The sequence below is a fragment of the Halomonas sp. C10-5 genome, from assembly GCF_057169305.1.
Genome location: NZ_CP175665.1, coordinates 618,234 through 632,632, shown reverse-complemented (window position 1 = coordinate 632,632; position 14,399 = coordinate 618,234). Strand labels below are relative to the sequence as shown.

General features: G+C 70.5%; 15 protein-coding genes. 3 read left to right on the top strand and 12 right to left on the bottom strand.

What is annotated here, in order from left to right:
* Positions 1 to 6: 6 nt before the first annotated feature.
* The gene (locus ACJ7IV_RS02985; protein WP_483865697.1) at positions 7 to 1,221 is read right to left on the bottom strand and encodes an aspartate aminotransferase family protein; all 1,215 of its coding nucleotides are present in this window, start codon (positions 1,219 to 1,221) and stop codon (positions 7 to 9) included.
* A 167-nt stretch (positions 1,222 to 1,388) separates the two neighbouring features.
* Here ACJ7IV_RS02985 and ACJ7IV_RS02980 point away from each other — a divergent pair, with 167 nt between their 5' ends.
* Complete coding sequence (locus tag ACJ7IV_RS02980) at positions 1,389 to 2,006, top strand: class I SAM-dependent methyltransferase (RefSeq protein WP_483865696.1); 618 nt, start codon at positions 1,389 to 1,391, stop codon at positions 2,004 to 2,006.
* Here the strand turns inward: ACJ7IV_RS02980 and ACJ7IV_RS02975 are convergent, their stop codons facing one another.
* From ACJ7IV_RS02975 to fabV, 3 genes are all read right to left on the bottom strand, one after another.
* Complete coding sequence (locus ACJ7IV_RS02975; protein ID WP_483865695.1) at positions 2,007 to 2,966, bottom strand: GlxA family transcriptional regulator; 960 nt, start codon at positions 2,964 to 2,966, stop codon at positions 2,007 to 2,009.
* A gap of 78 nt (positions 2,967 to 3,044) precedes the next feature.
* On the bottom strand, positions 3,045 to 3,254 hold the full coding sequence (locus ACJ7IV_RS02970; protein ID WP_483865694.1) for a hypothetical protein: 210 nt from the start codon (positions 3,252 to 3,254) through the stop codon (positions 3,045 to 3,047).
* A gap of 52 nt (positions 3,255 to 3,306) precedes the next feature.
* Positions 3,307 to 4,503, bottom strand: a complete 1,197-nt coding sequence (gene fabV, locus ACJ7IV_RS02965; RefSeq protein WP_483865693.1) for an enoyl-ACP reductase FabV — start codon at positions 4,501 to 4,503, stop codon at positions 3,307 to 3,309.
* 173 nt (positions 4,504 to 4,676) lie between these two features.
* Between fabV and ACJ7IV_RS02960 the strand changes: the two genes are divergently transcribed.
* On the top strand, positions 4,677 to 5,066 hold the full coding sequence (locus ACJ7IV_RS02960; protein ID WP_213312813.1) for a DUF7079 family protein: 390 nt from the start codon (positions 4,677 to 4,679) through the stop codon (positions 5,064 to 5,066).
* 55 nt (positions 5,067 to 5,121) lie between these two features.
* Here ACJ7IV_RS02960 and ACJ7IV_RS02955 read toward each other — a convergent pair whose 3' ends face one another.
* Genes ACJ7IV_RS02955 through ACJ7IV_RS02935 form a run of 5 tightly spaced genes read right to left on the bottom strand, consistent with a single transcriptional unit; the run spans position 5,122 to position 10,161 of the window.
* Positions 5,122 to 5,607, bottom strand: coding sequence for a glutathione peroxidase (locus ACJ7IV_RS02955; protein ID WP_483865692.1), 486 nt, complete (start codon positions 5,605 to 5,607; stop codon positions 5,122 to 5,124).
* A 54-nt stretch (positions 5,608 to 5,661) separates the two neighbouring features.
* Positions 5,662 to 7,767 (bottom strand): transglutaminase TgpA family protein, encoded by a 2,106-nt coding sequence (locus ACJ7IV_RS02950; RefSeq protein WP_483865691.1) that lies wholly within the window; start codon positions 7,765 to 7,767, stop codon positions 5,662 to 5,664.
* Entirely contained in the window at positions 7,764 to 8,690 is a 927-nt protein-coding gene (locus ACJ7IV_RS02945; protein ID WP_483865690.1) for a DUF58 domain-containing protein, read from the bottom strand. The genes ACJ7IV_RS02950 and ACJ7IV_RS02945 overlap by 4 nt, the downstream gene beginning before the upstream one ends.
* 2 nt (positions 8,691 to 8,692) lie before the next feature.
* Entirely contained in the window at positions 8,693 to 9,619 is a 927-nt protein-coding gene (locus ACJ7IV_RS02940; protein WP_483865689.1) for an AAA family ATPase, read from the bottom strand.
* Positions 9,616 to 10,161, bottom strand: coding sequence for an NUDIX hydrolase (locus tag ACJ7IV_RS02935; RefSeq protein WP_483865688.1), 546 nt, complete (start codon positions 10,159 to 10,161; stop codon positions 9,616 to 9,618). Before ACJ7IV_RS02935 ends, ACJ7IV_RS02940 begins: the two co-directional genes overlap by 4 nt.
* Positions 10,162 to 10,275: 114 nt before the next feature.
* Here ACJ7IV_RS02935 and ACJ7IV_RS02930 point away from each other — a divergent pair, with 114 nt between their 5' ends.
* Entirely contained in the window at positions 10,276 to 11,976 is a 1,701-nt protein-coding gene (locus tag ACJ7IV_RS02930) for an acyl-CoA dehydrogenase family protein (protein WP_483865687.1), read from the top strand.
* Here the strand turns inward: ACJ7IV_RS02930 and ACJ7IV_RS02925 are convergent.
* Genes ACJ7IV_RS02925 through rnk form a run of 3 tightly spaced genes read right to left on the bottom strand, consistent with a single transcriptional unit; the run spans position 11,916 to position 14,286 of the window.
* The gene (locus tag ACJ7IV_RS02925; protein WP_483865686.1) at positions 11,916 to 13,187 is read right to left on the bottom strand and encodes an EAL domain-containing response regulator; all 1,272 of its coding nucleotides are present in this window, start codon (positions 13,185 to 13,187) and stop codon (positions 11,916 to 11,918) included. The two genes, ACJ7IV_RS02930 and ACJ7IV_RS02925, sit on opposite strands and share 61 nt — an antisense overlap.
* Before the next feature lie 54 nt (positions 13,188 to 13,241).
* Entirely contained in the window at positions 13,242 to 13,862 is a 621-nt protein-coding gene (locus ACJ7IV_RS02920) for a LysE family translocator (protein ID WP_483865685.1), read from the bottom strand.
* Positions 13,863 to 13,872: 10 nt separating this feature from the next.
* Complete coding sequence (gene rnk, locus ACJ7IV_RS02915) at positions 13,873 to 14,286, bottom strand: nucleoside diphosphate kinase regulator (protein WP_161430600.1); 414 nt, start codon at positions 14,284 to 14,286, stop codon at positions 13,873 to 13,875.
* Between the last annotated feature and the right edge of the window lie 113 nt (positions 14,287 to 14,399).

Sequence of the window (14,399 nt, the reverse complement as noted above, 5' to 3'; positions counted from 1 at the left end):
CCGGTTTCACGAAGCGGCGACCAGACGCGCCACGGCGCGCTCCAGGCGAGCCATCCCCTCGGCGATGTCGGCTTCGGGAATCACCAGCGAGGGCGCCATGCGCAGCACGTTGGGTCCGGCGATCAGCGCCATCAGCCCCTCCTCGATGGCCAGCGGCAGGATGTCCTTGGCACGGTCGCGCCACGCCTCGCTCATCTCGGCGCCGACCAGCAGACCCATGCCACGGATCTCCTTGAACACCCCGTGGCGAGCATTGATCGCCTCCAGGTGCTCGCGGAAGAGTTCGTGGCGACGCTGGACGCCTTCCAGCACCTCGGAGGTGTCGATGTACTCGATGGCCGCCAGGGCCACCGCCGAGGCCAGCGGGTTGCCGCCGTAGGTGGAGCCGTGGGTGCCCATGGAGAAGGCCGGGGCGACACGGTCGGTGGTCAGCATGGCGCCCACCGGGAAGCCGCCGCCCAGCGCCTTGGCACTGGTCAGGATGTCCGGGGTCACGCCGAGCTGCTGGTAGGCGTAGAGCGAGCCGGTACGGCCCACGCCGGTCTGCACCTCGTCGAAGATCAACAGCGCGTCGTGGGCGTCGCACAGGTCGCGCAGCCCCTGCAGGAACTCACGCTGGCCGGGCAGCACGCCGCCCTCGCCCTGCATCGGCTCCACCATCACCGCGCAGGTGTCGTCGTTGATCAGGTCGCGCACGCTGTCGAGGTTGTTGTACTCGCCGTGGACGATGCCGCCGGGCACCGGACCGAAGCCCTGGGCGTACTTGGGCTGGCCGCCCACGCTGACGGTGAAGAAGGTGCGCCCGTGGAACGCCTGGCCGAAGGAGACGATACGGTGCTTGTGCTCGCCGTCCTGGTCGAAGGCCCAGCGCCGCGCCAGCTTGAGTGCCGCCTCGTTGGCCTCGCCGCCGGAGGAGCAGAGGAACACCTTGTCGGCGAAGGTGCGCTCCACTAGGGCCCGGGCCAGCTTCAGCGCGGGCTCGTTGGTATATACATTGGAGAGGTGCCAGAGTCGGTCGGCCTGCTCCTTCAGGGCATCGACCAGCACCGGATGGCAGTGGCCCAGGCCGTTGACGGCGATGCCGCCGGCGAAGTCGATATATTCTCGGCCCTGCTGGTCCCACAGGCGGCTACCCTCGCCGCGCACCGGAATCACCTGCTGGGGGGCATAGTTCGGCACCATGTAGCGATCGAAGTCGGCGCGGGTCGGGGTCTGGCTCATGACATCCTCCTGTGAAGTCGGGAACGCGCATCCGGGATGCGCCAGCCTTCGAGTATAGGGAGGCAGGCGCCACGCCGCTTTCACCGATGGGACGACAACTTGTGAAAAAGCCCCCGGCGGCGGCCGGCTGCGCTAGGCTGGGGGCGTTCCCCTGCAAGGAGCTTGGCATGTTCAACACCACCGCCTGGAATCGCCGCCGCTACAGCCTCTATGCGCCGGTCTACGATGCCGTGGCCGAGCGCGCCTTTCGCCGCGCGCGGCGCACCGCCCTCTCCCAGGTACTCTGGCATCCCGGCATGCGCGTGCTGCTGGTAGGAGCTGGCACCGGGCTCGACCTGCCCTTCCTCCCCCGGGACGTCGAGCTGCACGCCACCGACCTGTCGCCGGCCATGGTACGGCGCCTGGGCCGTCGTGCCGAGGCGCTGGGCATGGACGTGCAGGCCGAGGAGATGGACGCCGAGAACCTGGCGTACCCCGACGACCACTTCGACGTGGTGGTAATGCACCTGATCCTGGCGGTGATGCCCGACCCGGCCCGGGGCCTGGCCGAGGCGCGCCGGGTGATGAAACCCGACAGCCAGCTCTGCGTCATGGACAAGTTCCAGGCCGATGACCACCCGGCCGGTATGGGGCGCCGGGCCTTGAACGCCCTGACCTCGGCCATCGCTACCGATATCACCCGCCAGGCCCGCCCGCTGCTCGAGACACAAGGCTTCGTCATCGAGCAGGACACACCGGTGATGATGGGTTCGCTGTTCCGCGCGCTGCTGGCCAGGCCCGCCTGATCAGCCGCCCAGGCGCTCCTCGCGGGGCGTCAGGCCGAAGTGGTTGCGGTAGGCGGTGGAGAAGTGCGCCGCCGAGGAGAAGCCGGTGAGCAGGGCGATCTCGCCGGCCAGCCGCTCGCTCTCGCGCAGCAGGCGCCGGGCACGCTGCAGGCGCAGCCCCATGTAGTAGCGGCTGGGCACCGCCCGAAGGTGCTTCTTGAACAGCCGTTCCAGCTGGCGCCGGGAGACTCCCAGATGTTCGGCCAGCTCATGGGTGGTCAGCGGCTCCTCGATATTGGCCTCCATCAGCGCCACGGCGTCGACCAGGCTTCGGGGGGCGCCGGCCAGCGGCGCCGCCGGCTGTGGCTCATCGGCCATGCGTACCCGCTCCAGCACGAAGTGGGCCGAGACGGCCTCGGCGAGCTCGCTGCCATGGTGGCTGGCGATCAGGGTCATCATCATGTCCATGGCGGCGGTGCCGCCGCCGCAGGTCAGGCGGTCGCGATCGATCTCGAAGAGCTGGTGCGAGAGACGGATGCCCGGATGGGCACCGGCCACCGCCTCGAAGCGAGGCCAGGGCACTGTGGCGCGATAGCCGTCAAGCAGGCCCGCGCTGGCCAGCAGTTCGGCACCGCCACCGACCCCCGCCAGGCTCCGCCCCTGGGCGGCCAGGCGACGCAGCCAGGCAACCAGCGCCGGCGCGGCCGGCTCGCCCCAGGGTGCGCAGACCAGCAACAGGTCGAGGGCATCGTCATCGGCGATGCCACGGTCGGGATTGAGCACCTGGGTCGAACCGCTGGGCACAGGACGGGCATCCAGCCCCAGGGTGACCAGCGAATAGAGGGGAGCACCGGCCAGACGGTTGGCCACCGCCAGCGGCTCGGTGGCACAGGCCTCGGCAAGCAGCGAGAACCCCGGCAGCACCACCACACCGACCCGACGCCGGGCAGGAGCAGTGCTGGTGGGTGTCACGTCGGGCATGCGGGGCTCTCGGAACGGCAGGGCTGGCCATTGTACCCAAAGCCCCCTGTCCGGGGCAGCCTCAGCGGTCGAACACGGCTAGTCGGACATGCCCGTCACCAGCAGGAAGCCGACCACGGCAACCACCACCACGATGGCCAGCGGCAACACCCAGGGCAGGCCCCGGGAAGGTTCCCGCGCCTCGGGCTGCTCCTCGTCGGGCTCGGGCTGGTCATAGTCCTCTGGCTGGCTCACTTCCTTGAGATGCTGCAGTTCCTCTTCGGGGGTCTGACTCTCGCGGGTATCCATGGCGCCCTCCGGGTCTGCGTGGGGAAGCGCAGGACGCCGGGGGCGCCCTGCCTCACAGGGTTACGACATCGAATTCCGCCACGGGATCCACGTCGGCATCGTAGTCGACATCGTCCCGCTCGAAGCCGAACAGCTTCAGGAACTCGTGCTTGTACCCAGCATAGTCGGTGATCTCGAAGAGGTTCTCGGTGGTCACCTGGGGCCACAGCTCCTTGCAGGCCTGCTGGACGTCGTCGCGCAGCTCCCAGTCATCCAGGCGCAGGCGGCCGGCCTCGTCGGTATCGGCGCTACCACCGTAGAGCCGCTCGCCGAACAGGCGGTTGAGCTGGTCGATGGTGCCCTCGTGCAGGCCCTTCTCCTTCATCACCCGGTAGACCATGGCGATGTAGAGCGGCATCACCGGGATGGCCGCGCTGGCCTGGGTCACCACCGACTTGAGCACCGCCACGTTGGCGCCGCCACCGGAGGCCGCGAGACGCTTGTCGATCTCGCCGGCGGCGCGATCCAGGTCCTCCTTGGCCTTGCCCAGGGCGCCGTGCCAGTAGATCGGCCAGGTGATCTCGGTGCCGATGTAGCTGAAGGCCACGCTGCGGGCGCCGGGCGCCAGCACGCCGGCGCGGTCCAGGGCGTCGATCCACAGCTCCCAGTCCTCGCCGCCCATCACCGCGCGGGTATCCTCGATCTCCTGCTCGGTGGCGGGCTCCACCTCGGCCTCGATGATGGCGTCCTTGTTGGTGTCGATGGCGGTGGCGCGGTAGGTCTCGCCGATCGGCTTGAGGCTGGAGCGCTTGAGCTCGCCGGAGTCCGGCAGCTTGCGCACCGGCGAGGCCAGCGAGTAGACCACCAGGTCGACCTGGCCGAGGTCCTGCAGGATCAGCTCGATGGCCTTCTCGCGCGCCTCGTGGGAGAAGGCGTCGCCGTTGATCGACTTGCTGTAGAGGCCTTCCTGCTTGGCGAAGCGATCGAAGGCGGCGCTGTTGTACCAGCCGGCGGTGCCGGGCTTCTTCTCGCTGCCCGGCTTCTCGAAGAACACCCCCAGGGTGTCGGCGCCGTAGCCGAAGGCGGCGGTGATGCGCGCCGCCAGGCCGTAGCCGCTGGAGGCCCCGATCACCAGCACCTTCTTCGGCCCGTTCGACTTGTCGAGAGCGCGGGCGCGGGTCGCCTCGATCTGTTCGAGCACGTTCTTCTCGCAGCCGACGGGGTGGGTGGTGGTGCAGATGAAACCGCGTACCTTGGGCTTGATGATCACGTCAGACCTCGCTGTTGGTATCGTGAGCGGACGCCGCCGCCCTGTCATGGAGTGGTAATCGGACTATTCTAGCGGCCACGTCCGCCGCTGTCCGCCCTTGAGCCCGGGCGGCGCCTGGGGCAGGATGCCAGCCTGATGGCGGTTACCCTAGCGAAGATACCCGGGAGCGAACGATGGATGCCCAGACCCTGGTCGACGAACGTGGCGAGCTGTGGCTGGTGTTGGCGCCGCTGTGGCTGGAGCACGAGCCGGGCGAGCGCGACTACGCCCGGATGCTCGAGGTCATCGAGCGCCACGCGCTCACGGTAAACGAGCTGGAGTGGATCTTCCGCCTCGAACTGGCGCCGGTACTGTCACGCCATCAGATGTCGGTGGTCGGCGAATGGCGGCGCTTCGACGAACATGCGCTGATGAAGCAGCTGGTGGCCCACAACCTGCGACTCAAGGGGTGGCGGCGCAAGAGCTGGGCGCTGTTCTCGGGACTGACCACGATGATGACCCGGCATCGCTGGAACGAACTGATCGGCCGCCTGATGGTGGAGCGCGGCGAGACACCCCCATGATGACCCGACTCACGCAACATCAGGCTGGAACGAACTGATCAGTCGCCTCTCCCCTTCACACCTCATCCAGTGCCAGCTCCAGCGCGATGCGCAGCTCGTCCTCGCCGTCGCGTGGCGAGAAGCGGCGGATCACCCGGCCATCGCGCCCCACCAGGAACTTGGTGAAGTTCCACTTGATCAGGCCGGTGCCCAGCAAGCCGGGCGCCTCGCGCTTGAGCTCGACGAACAGCGGATGGGCGTCGCTGCCGTTGACCCTCACCTTCTCCATCAGCGGAAAACTGACCTGGTAGTCGCGTGCGCTCAGGGCGCAGAACTCCTGGGCGGACTCCGGCGACTGACGGCCGAACTGATTGCAGGGGAAGCCGATCACCATGAAGCCACGATGACGGTAGCGACGATAGAGCCGCTCGAGCTCGCGCAGCTGGGGCGTGAAGCCGCAGCGACTGGCGACGTTGACGACAAGCAGCACCTGGCCACGCAGCGCGCCGAAGTTGAAGGACTCGCCCTGGGCAGTGCGGCATTGATGGTCGTGGATAGACATGCGCGGGCCTTGATGGTCGATGACCTTCACGATGCCACGCCACCCGCGGCGGCGCTACCCCGTGACGCCCTGCCTGGCCAGCCGGCGGCGGACCTCGGCGACGCGGCGGGCGAGGACCCGGCGCCGGGTACGACGTTCCGCCGGCCCCAGCGGGGCATAGCGCAGCCGCTCGAGCTGGTGGGCGCAGTCACGCAGCGCCGGCCCGGCGGCACCGGTGGAGTCGGCCAGGCGACGCAGGTGGGCGGCCGGCGACTCGCCGTCGTGGGCCGGCATGCCACGCTGCGCAAGCCAGGCCTGCAGTCGGCGGATACGCAGCGCTTCGTCGCGCCCCTCCCGATGGCGGCGCCAGGCGAGGCGCAGGCCACCCGCGACTCCACCCAGCGCCCCGAGGGCCAGTGCCAGGCCCACCAGCCACGCCAGGGGGCCACGCCCGGGAAGCAGGCCCAGCAGGGCGCCCCACAAGGCGTGCAGCCGCTCGACCACCCGGGCCAGGAAGGCGCTGCGCGATTCGTCGCGATAGCCGATCACCCCGCGCTGCCAGCGATACTCCAGACGCTCCCAGTCCAGGCGCAGGCGATTGACCCAGCCCAGCTCGCGCATGCGCAGCGGCGAGAAGGGGGAGTCGGCCAGGAAGGCGTCACCGCCGTCCTCCACCGCCTCGGCCCCCTGTTCGATACGCTCCGGGGCGATGGCGGCGGTGGGGTCGAGGCGCTGCCAGGCACCGTCCAGCCACACCTCCACCCAGGCGTGGGCATCGTAGTCGCGCACCGTGTAGTGGCCGTCGGGATGGCGCTCGCCGCCCAGGAAGCCGGCAACGATGCGCGCCGGCAACCCTACCGACCGGGCCAGCACCGCCATGGCCGAGGCGTAGTGGGTGCAGTAGCCGGCACGGCTATCGAACAGGAACTCGTCGACCCGGTCGCGGGAGGTCAGTCGCGGCGGCGACAGGGTGTAGCGGAATGGCGCCTCGCCGAAGCGTGCCATGAGTGCCGCCAGGAAGGCGCGGGGCTCGCCCTCGGCCGCCTGCCACAGCCGCTCGGCCAGCGCGCGACTGCGCGGGTTGGCATCGTCCGGCAGCCGGGTGTGCCAGCGCTCCCCCAGGGGCTCGGGCCAGCTCGGCGCCAGGCCACTGCTCGAAAGGCGCAGCAGGCTGCGCGAAGCGAGCGGCGCGAGCCCCTCCACGGTGCCATCGGCCAGCCAGCGCAGGCGCTCGTCGCTTTCCAGCGGCGTCCCCAGCGCGGGGCGCCAGGGACGGCTGTCGGGCTCCAGCAGCAGTTCCGCCGTGAAGCGTGGTTCGGTGGCATCCGGCCAGGGCGAGCGGGGCCCCTCGGCCACCAGGTCGCGCAGCTCCCGCCCCAGGCCGGCGGCGAGACGCTCCGGCGATAGCCGGCGCCAGCGCTCGCCATCGAACTCGGAGAGGGTATAGACCCGCCAGTAGCGCTCGTCGGAAGCCGGTTCGTCGCCCTCGAAGCGTACCCGGAAGGCGCGCCGGTCGCTGCGCGACAACTCGGCGATGTCCCCCGGGGCGATCTCGTCGCTGAGCCCGGTGGCGGCACGCTCCGCCTGGGGCAGGTTCCACAGCGGTCCGATCCGCGGGAAGACCAAGAACAGCAGCACCATCAGCGGCGCCGCCAGCCCCAGCAGCCAGGCGCTCTCGCGCCATGCCTGGCGGGCACTGGCGGCGCCAGCCAGCCATACCAGCGAGTACATCAGCCAGGCCACTGCCAGCAGGGCGCCGGCGGCCATGGGAATGCCCTGGTCGTGGAGGAAGGCCACGGTGGTGGCGACCATGCCGATCAGCACCACCACCCGGGCATCGCGGCGGGTATGGGTCTCGAGCAGCTTGAGCAGGTAGACCCCGAGCAGCAGGCCAATCATCGACTCCATGCGCCCCAGGGTGCCGTAGTGCAACCACAGGCCACCGGTCAGCGCCGCCACCCCGGCCAGGCGCAGCACGACCCCGGCCCGGGGCAGGCGGCGGCGCAGCTGCAGGTAACGGTAGCCGGCCACCAGGGCGGCGAGACCGGCGAGCCAGGCCGGCATGAAGGCCAGGTGCAGGGCCAGCACCAGGCACTGGCCGACGAACAGCCGACGCAGCATGGCCGCACTCAGGGCGCGACCGTCGGCCAGTACCGCCGGCGGCGCCACATGCCGGCTCAACGCACACCTTCCGGCGTGCCAGCTGGGCGAAAGCGCGCCAGCGCCGTCAGCGCCTGACGGCGCTGGGCGGCCCCCTCGCCCTGAGCCAGGGTCACGCCCGGCAGGCGCAGCCCGTAGCGATCGCCGGCCTGGTGGTGGGCCAGCACCCGCGCGCAGAGGATCGACAGGCGCGTCTCGGGGTCGCCACGACAGGCATCGTAGTCCAGCCACAGCTGCTGGCGGGGCGGCACGCTGAAGGCCTTGGCCGCCAGCACGCCGGTGCGGCTCCACTGCTTCCAGGCCAGTCGTGCCGGGCTGTCGCCGGGCTCGGCCCGCCGCAGGCCCGCGAAGTCGGTGGCCTCGAGTCCCGCCCCGGCCTGGCGGTGCTCGGGGATCTCGTCGGCCAGCGGCCGGGGATAGACCAGCAGCGTCTCGTCACTCGCCAGCCAGGCAACCGCGCGCACCAGGCCCAGCGGCCAGGCGCTCTCCAGGCGCAGCAGCGGCAGCGGATGCTCGCCGCGCGCGCCGGCCGGTAGGGCCAGGTCCGCCTCGCCGTGGCCCTCGGGCAGCGAGACCGAGGCGGATGCCTCAGGCGCATGGACCTCGATGGCGTGGCGTGCACGCCCGCCATCCAGCATCACTCCCAGTCGCGCCTCGCCCCCGGCAAAGGTCTCGGCGGGCAGGCGCAGGCTAGCACGCACGCCGAGCAGGTTGCGCCAGGTTCGCAGCAGGGCCACCGCCGCCACCGCAAACAGCCAGAAGGAGAGCCCGTAGGCGAGGCTGTTCTGGTAGTTGATGCCGAACAGCAGCAGGAGCAGGACCAGCACCGCCCAGCCCAGGCCGAAGCGGGTGGGCAGCAGGAACAGCCGGCGCTGGGGCAGCGGCGTACCGGGCGCGATCGCCGCCCGCCGCCACCAGCGCTGGCGAGACGCCCGGGACAGCACGGCTAGCCCATCACCGGCACGCGGGCCAGCAGGTGGCGGGCCAGCGCCTCGCCCTCCTCGCGTCGGCCGCTGCTCAGGCGATGGCCCACCACCGGCACCCACACCGCCTGGACGTCCTCGGGCAGCACGTGGTCGCGTCCCTCGAGGAGCGCCCAGCCACGGGCCGCCTGGAGCAGCGCCAGTGCACCCCGGGTGGAGAGCCCCCAGGCAAGCTCCGGATGCTCGCGGCTGGCGGTGACCAGGGCCTGCACATAGTCGAGCAGCGCCTCGGCCACATGGATGGAGCCCAGCCGCGCCTGCCAGGCGCGCAGCCGTTCGGCATCGAGCAGCGCCGGCAGCTCGGCCAGTCGCTCGCGTCCGGCGTGACCGCGCAGGATCTCGCGTTCGGCGCGGGCGTCGGGGTAACCCAGCGAGAGGCGCATCAGGAAACGGTCGAGCTGGGACTCCGGCAACGCGAAGGTACCGGCCTGCTCCTGGGGGTTCTGGGTGGCGATGACGAAGAAGGGGTCCGGCAGCAAGCGGGTCTCGCCCTCCACGGTCACCCGCCCCTCCTCCATGGCCTCGAGCAGCGCGCTCTGGGTCTTGGGGGTGGCGCGGTTGATCTCGTCGGCCAGCACCACCCCATGGAAGATCGGCCCGGGATGGAAGGTGAAGCGCGCCTCACGTGGATCGAATACCGAGACACCAAGCACGTCGGCGGGCAGCAGGTCGCTGGTGAACTGCAGGCGCTGCATGTCCAGGCCGGTGACCCGCGACAGCGACTGGGCCAGGGTGGTCTTGCCCAGCCCCGGCAGGTCCTCGATCAGCAGGTGGCCACGGCACAGCAGGCAGCAGAGCGCCAGGCGCACCTCCCGGGACTTGCCCAGCACCACCCCCTCGAGGGCCGCCAGCACGGCGTCCAGTTCGTTGAGGCTGGCCGGCCGGTTCATGACGCCGCCTCCAGCATCCCGGCGTCACGCAGCACCTCCACCGCCTGGCGGGTATCCGGGGTTACCTCCGCCAGCGCCAGCGCCTCGGCAGGCGGCAGCCAGAACGCCTCGGCCACCTCCTCGGCCTGGAGCGTCAGCGGCCCGTCATGCTCGACCCGATAGAGGCTGCCAAAGATATGGTTGCCGCCCCGGGCATGCACGAAGCCACCCGCCGGTACCAGCGTCACGCCGCGGATGCCCAGCTCCTCCTCGAGCTCGCGGCGCGCTGCCACGTGCTCTGCCTCGCCGGCCCCCACCACGCCGCCGGCGGCCAGGTCGAGCCCACCGGGGAAGACCTCCTTGGTCAGGGTGCGGCGCTGCACGCAGAGCTCACCACGGGCGTTGACCACCACCACGTAGGTGGCACGGTGCCAGAAGCGGAAGCGACGCATCTCGGCGCGCCAGGCGCTGCCACAGGGGCGATTGCGGGCGTCCACCAGCTGGATGCGCTCGCGGGCAACATGTGGCGCCGGCAGGCGCGCGTCGCGCGGTTCTTCGATCATCGGCGTCTCCCCGGGAAATGCCCCAAGCCTAACCAGTCGGCGGCGTGGCGTCACGTTGACCGCAGGCGCCGTGGCTTCCATGCTCAGGCGAGACCGCCGACGCGGAGACCCGCCATGCCCGACCACGCGCCCCGTACCCGCCTGGCCACCCATGAGGTGACCAACCAGCCACTCCCGGCCGGCGACCGCGACCTGCTCGCCGAGGACCTTCCGCTGCGCGAGGCCCTGGCCCGGGAAGCCCCGGCGTGGGTCGCCCAACGGCTTGCGGCGCTGGGCCGCGAGACCGGCAGCGAGGGCGTCCAGGCGCTGGGTGAGGCGGCCAACCGCCACCCACCGGAGCTGCGCCTCTTCGACCGCCACGGCCGGCGACTGGACGAGGTGACCTACCACCCCGCCTATCACCAGCTGATGCGCCTGGCCATCGAGGGCGGCTGGCACGCCGTGGCCTGGCAGGAGGAGGGGCACGGCGGCCACCAGGCCCATGTCGCTGCCCTCTACCTGCTGACCCAGGCCGAACCGGGATTCTGCTGCCCGGTGACCATGACCCACGCCGCCATGCCCGTACTGCGCCGCTCCCCCCACGTAGAGACCCACTGGGCGCCCGGCCTGCTGGCCAGCCACTATGACCCGCGGGCGCTGCCGGCGGCACACAAGCAAGGGCTCACCTTCGGCATGGCCATGACCGAGAAACAGGGCGGCAGCGATGTGCGTAGCAATTCCACGCGAGCCGACCCACTCGTCGCCACGCAAACCGACCCCCTCGCCACGACGCGGGCGGAGCCGACCGACGACGGCTGGCGACTGACCGGCCACAAGTGGTTCTGCAGCGCCCCCATGTCCGACGCCTTCCTGACCCTGGCGCAGACCGAGGCGGGGCTGGGGTGCTTCCTGGTACCACGCTTCACCCCCGATGGCGAGCGCAACGCCATCGAACTGCAGCGCCTCAAGGAGAAGTGCGGCAACCGCGCCAACGCCTCGGCCGAGATCGAGTACCGCGGCGCCTGGGCCGAGCCCATCGGCCCGCCCGACCGCGGTATCGCCACCCTCCTCGAGATGGTGCAGCAGACGCGCCTCGATGCCGCCAGCGCCCCGGTAGGCATGATGCGCCAGGCCCTCGGCGAGGCGTGGCGCCACGTGCAGGCACGCCTCGCCTTCGGCCGTCCACTGGCCGAGCAGCCGCTGATGCGTGCGGTGATCGCCGACCTGGCGCTGGAGGTGGAGGCCGGGGTGGCCCTCTCGCTGCGCGCCGCCCGCGCCTTCGACGGCGCGGCCCGCAGCGACGCGGGCGAACACGCCCTGGCCCGGTTGCTGCCGGCGCTGGCCAAGTACTGGCACAACAAGCGCGGGCCGGGCTTCATGGCCGAGGCCATGGAGTGCCTGGGGGGCATCGGCTACGTGGAGGAGTCGCCACTGGCGCGCCTCTACCGCGAGGCGCCGGTCAACTCGATCTGGGAGGGCTCAGGCAACGTGATCTGCCTGGATGTGCTACGGGTATTGGCCCGCCATCCCGAGGCACTGGAAGCGCTATGGCAGGAGCTCACCCCGGCGCGGGGACAGGTCCGGGAGCTTGATGACGCCCTGGGTGGCCTGGAGCGCCTGCTGGAGGCGCCTCCGCAGGAACTCGAGCCGCGGGCGCGCTGGCTCACCCAGCGTCTGGCCCAGTGCCTGCAGGGCGCGCTGCTGCTGCGCCATGCACCGAATGCGGTCGGCGAGACCTTCTGCCGGGCACGGCTGGGCAGCGAGGCGGGCCCCGCCTATGGCGTGCTGCCCAGCGGCTCACCCGTGGCGGAGGTACTGAAACGCATCGCGTCCTGAGTGGCCCCCAGCTCCAGGATATCCCTGGCGGGCATCGGCCGGCCCAGGCCGAAGCCCTGGACATGGGTACAGCCGAAGCGATCGAGCAGCGCCAGCACTCCCGGGTCCTCGACCCCCTCGGCCACCACCCGGATGCCGAGCCTGCGCCCCAGCAGGGCCACCGCCTCGACGATGGCGGCATCCTGGGACTCCTCGTGCAGATGGCGCACGAAGCTGCGATCGATCTTGAGCTCGCTGATCGGCAGCAGCTGCAGTCGTGACAGCGACGAGAAGCCGATACCGAAGTCGTCCACCGAGACCTCCAGCCCACCCAGGCAGAGGCGGGCGGCGACCTCGCTGCCCAGCAGGTCATCATGCATCGCGGCGGTCTCGGTCACCTCCAGCACCAGCGGCGGGTCACCGGGCCGGCGGTGCCGGGTCAGCGCCAGCAGGTCCGGGCACATCAGGTCATCGGGGGTCACGTTCACCGATAGCGACGGCATGACGCCCTGGCGATGCCAGATGTCCGCATCGCGCAGGGCCATCTCCAGCACGCGGCGGGTCAGCCGCTTGCCCTGCTCGGGTGTCAGCAGCGGCAGGAAGCCCGCGGGACCGATCAGCCCCAGCTCGGGATGCGCCCAGCGTACCAGCGCCTCAACGCCACTCAGGCGCCCGGAGGAGAGCTCGAACTGGGGCTGGTAGTGAAGCGTCAGCTCGCGCCGCTTGAGGGCCAGGTCCAGCTCCTCGCAGGAGAATGGCGGCTCACCGTCGACTTCAGCAGGCGGTTCGCGCCCCACCCGCAGGTTGCCCAGGCAGCGGCGCAGATCGGCCAGGCGCATGGGCTTGTCGAGGCAGCCCAGCATATGCAGGCCCAGGGTCTGCCCCACACGCTCGGCGATGCGCGCGATCTTGCGCTCCACGCCAGAGAGCAGCAGCACCCACCCCCGGTAGCCGGTCGCTGCCAGGCGACGCAGCAGGGCGATGGCATCCTCGCTGCCCACCTCCAGGCCCATGACCACCAGCTGCGGGGGGCGCCTGGTCACCTCCTCGAGCAGGTGCGTGGAGTGGCGATAGTAGCGGCTCTCCAAGCCCAGCACCTCCAGCTGCAGGGAGAGCACTGCGGCCACCTCCATGTCCGCTTCCAGTACCAGGGCGAGCGCCTGTGGCGCCTGTGACGACTCTTTCATCGGCAGGATCTGCACGGCGGGTTCAGCACCGAGCCTATCACTCATTCCGGCCCTTCACAGGCGTGCCGGCCGCGCTTCGTCAACGCTGGAGCCCACCGTTCAGGCGAGCAGCGGCCCGCTGACCACCCGCGCCGCCAGTGCCAGCAGCAGTATACCGGTGGCGCGGTTGATCCAGTGGGCGTGGGCCTGCAGCCAGGGCAGTACCCGGGAGTGAGAGAGCCCCAGAGCCACCAGCACATACCAGGCGCCATCGATCATCATGGCGGTGAGCACGATCAGCGCCTGGCCGGCGAGGCTCATGCCGGGCGTGACAAACTGGCTGAGCAGGGCGATGAAGAACAGAATCAGCTTGGGGTTGCCGAGTGCCACCAGCACGCCGTCGCGGGCCGCCTGACGCCGCGTGGTGGTCGCCGCCCCAGCTTCCAGCGGGCCGGCGCGTCCGGCACGCAGCGCCCGGATACCCAGCCAGGTCAGGTAAGCCGCACCGCCCCAGGTGATGACCTGGAACAGCATGGGCTGGCGCACGATCAGCGCCCCCAGTCCCCACACGGTCAGCAGCGCATAGAAGCCGACACCCAGGGCGTGGGAGAGTCCCGCCACGACACCCGGGACACGCCCGCCCCCCAGGGTGTGGCGCAGCACCATGGCCAGGCTGGGGCCCGGCGACATGGCGCCCATGGCACATACCGCTGCCAGGGAGAGCCACAGGGAAAGGGGCATGTCGGTGACCTCAGCGGTGGTACTGCTTCTCGCGCTCGGGCTGCCACAGGATGGCATCCACACGCAGGTGGACCTGACCACCATCGGGCAGCGGCCAGTCGATGGTATCGCCGACCCGCATGCCGATCAGGCCGGCGCCCACCGGCGCCATCACCGAGATGGCGTCTTCCACATCGGCCAGCGAGCGGGGATAGACCAGGGTGCGAATCATCTGACGCCCGCGGGCCAGGTCGGTGAACTGGACGCGGCTGTTCATGCTGACCACATCCTCGGGTATCTCTTCGGGATCGACCACCTCGCCGCGCTCGAGCTCCTGCTCGAGGGCATCGGCCACGAAGAGGTCCTTGTCGCTGGCCTCATCGATCAGGCGCTGCAGACGATCGGCATCGAGCCGGTTGATGATGAGCGGGGGACGGGACTGCATGGCACCTCCTGAACGCTGATAAACGCTGTTTGTACGCTTATCGTGGTATCCAACGAAAACAGCCCTCCACCCGTAAGCGGGCGAAGGACTGTGAACCACCACCATACGACATC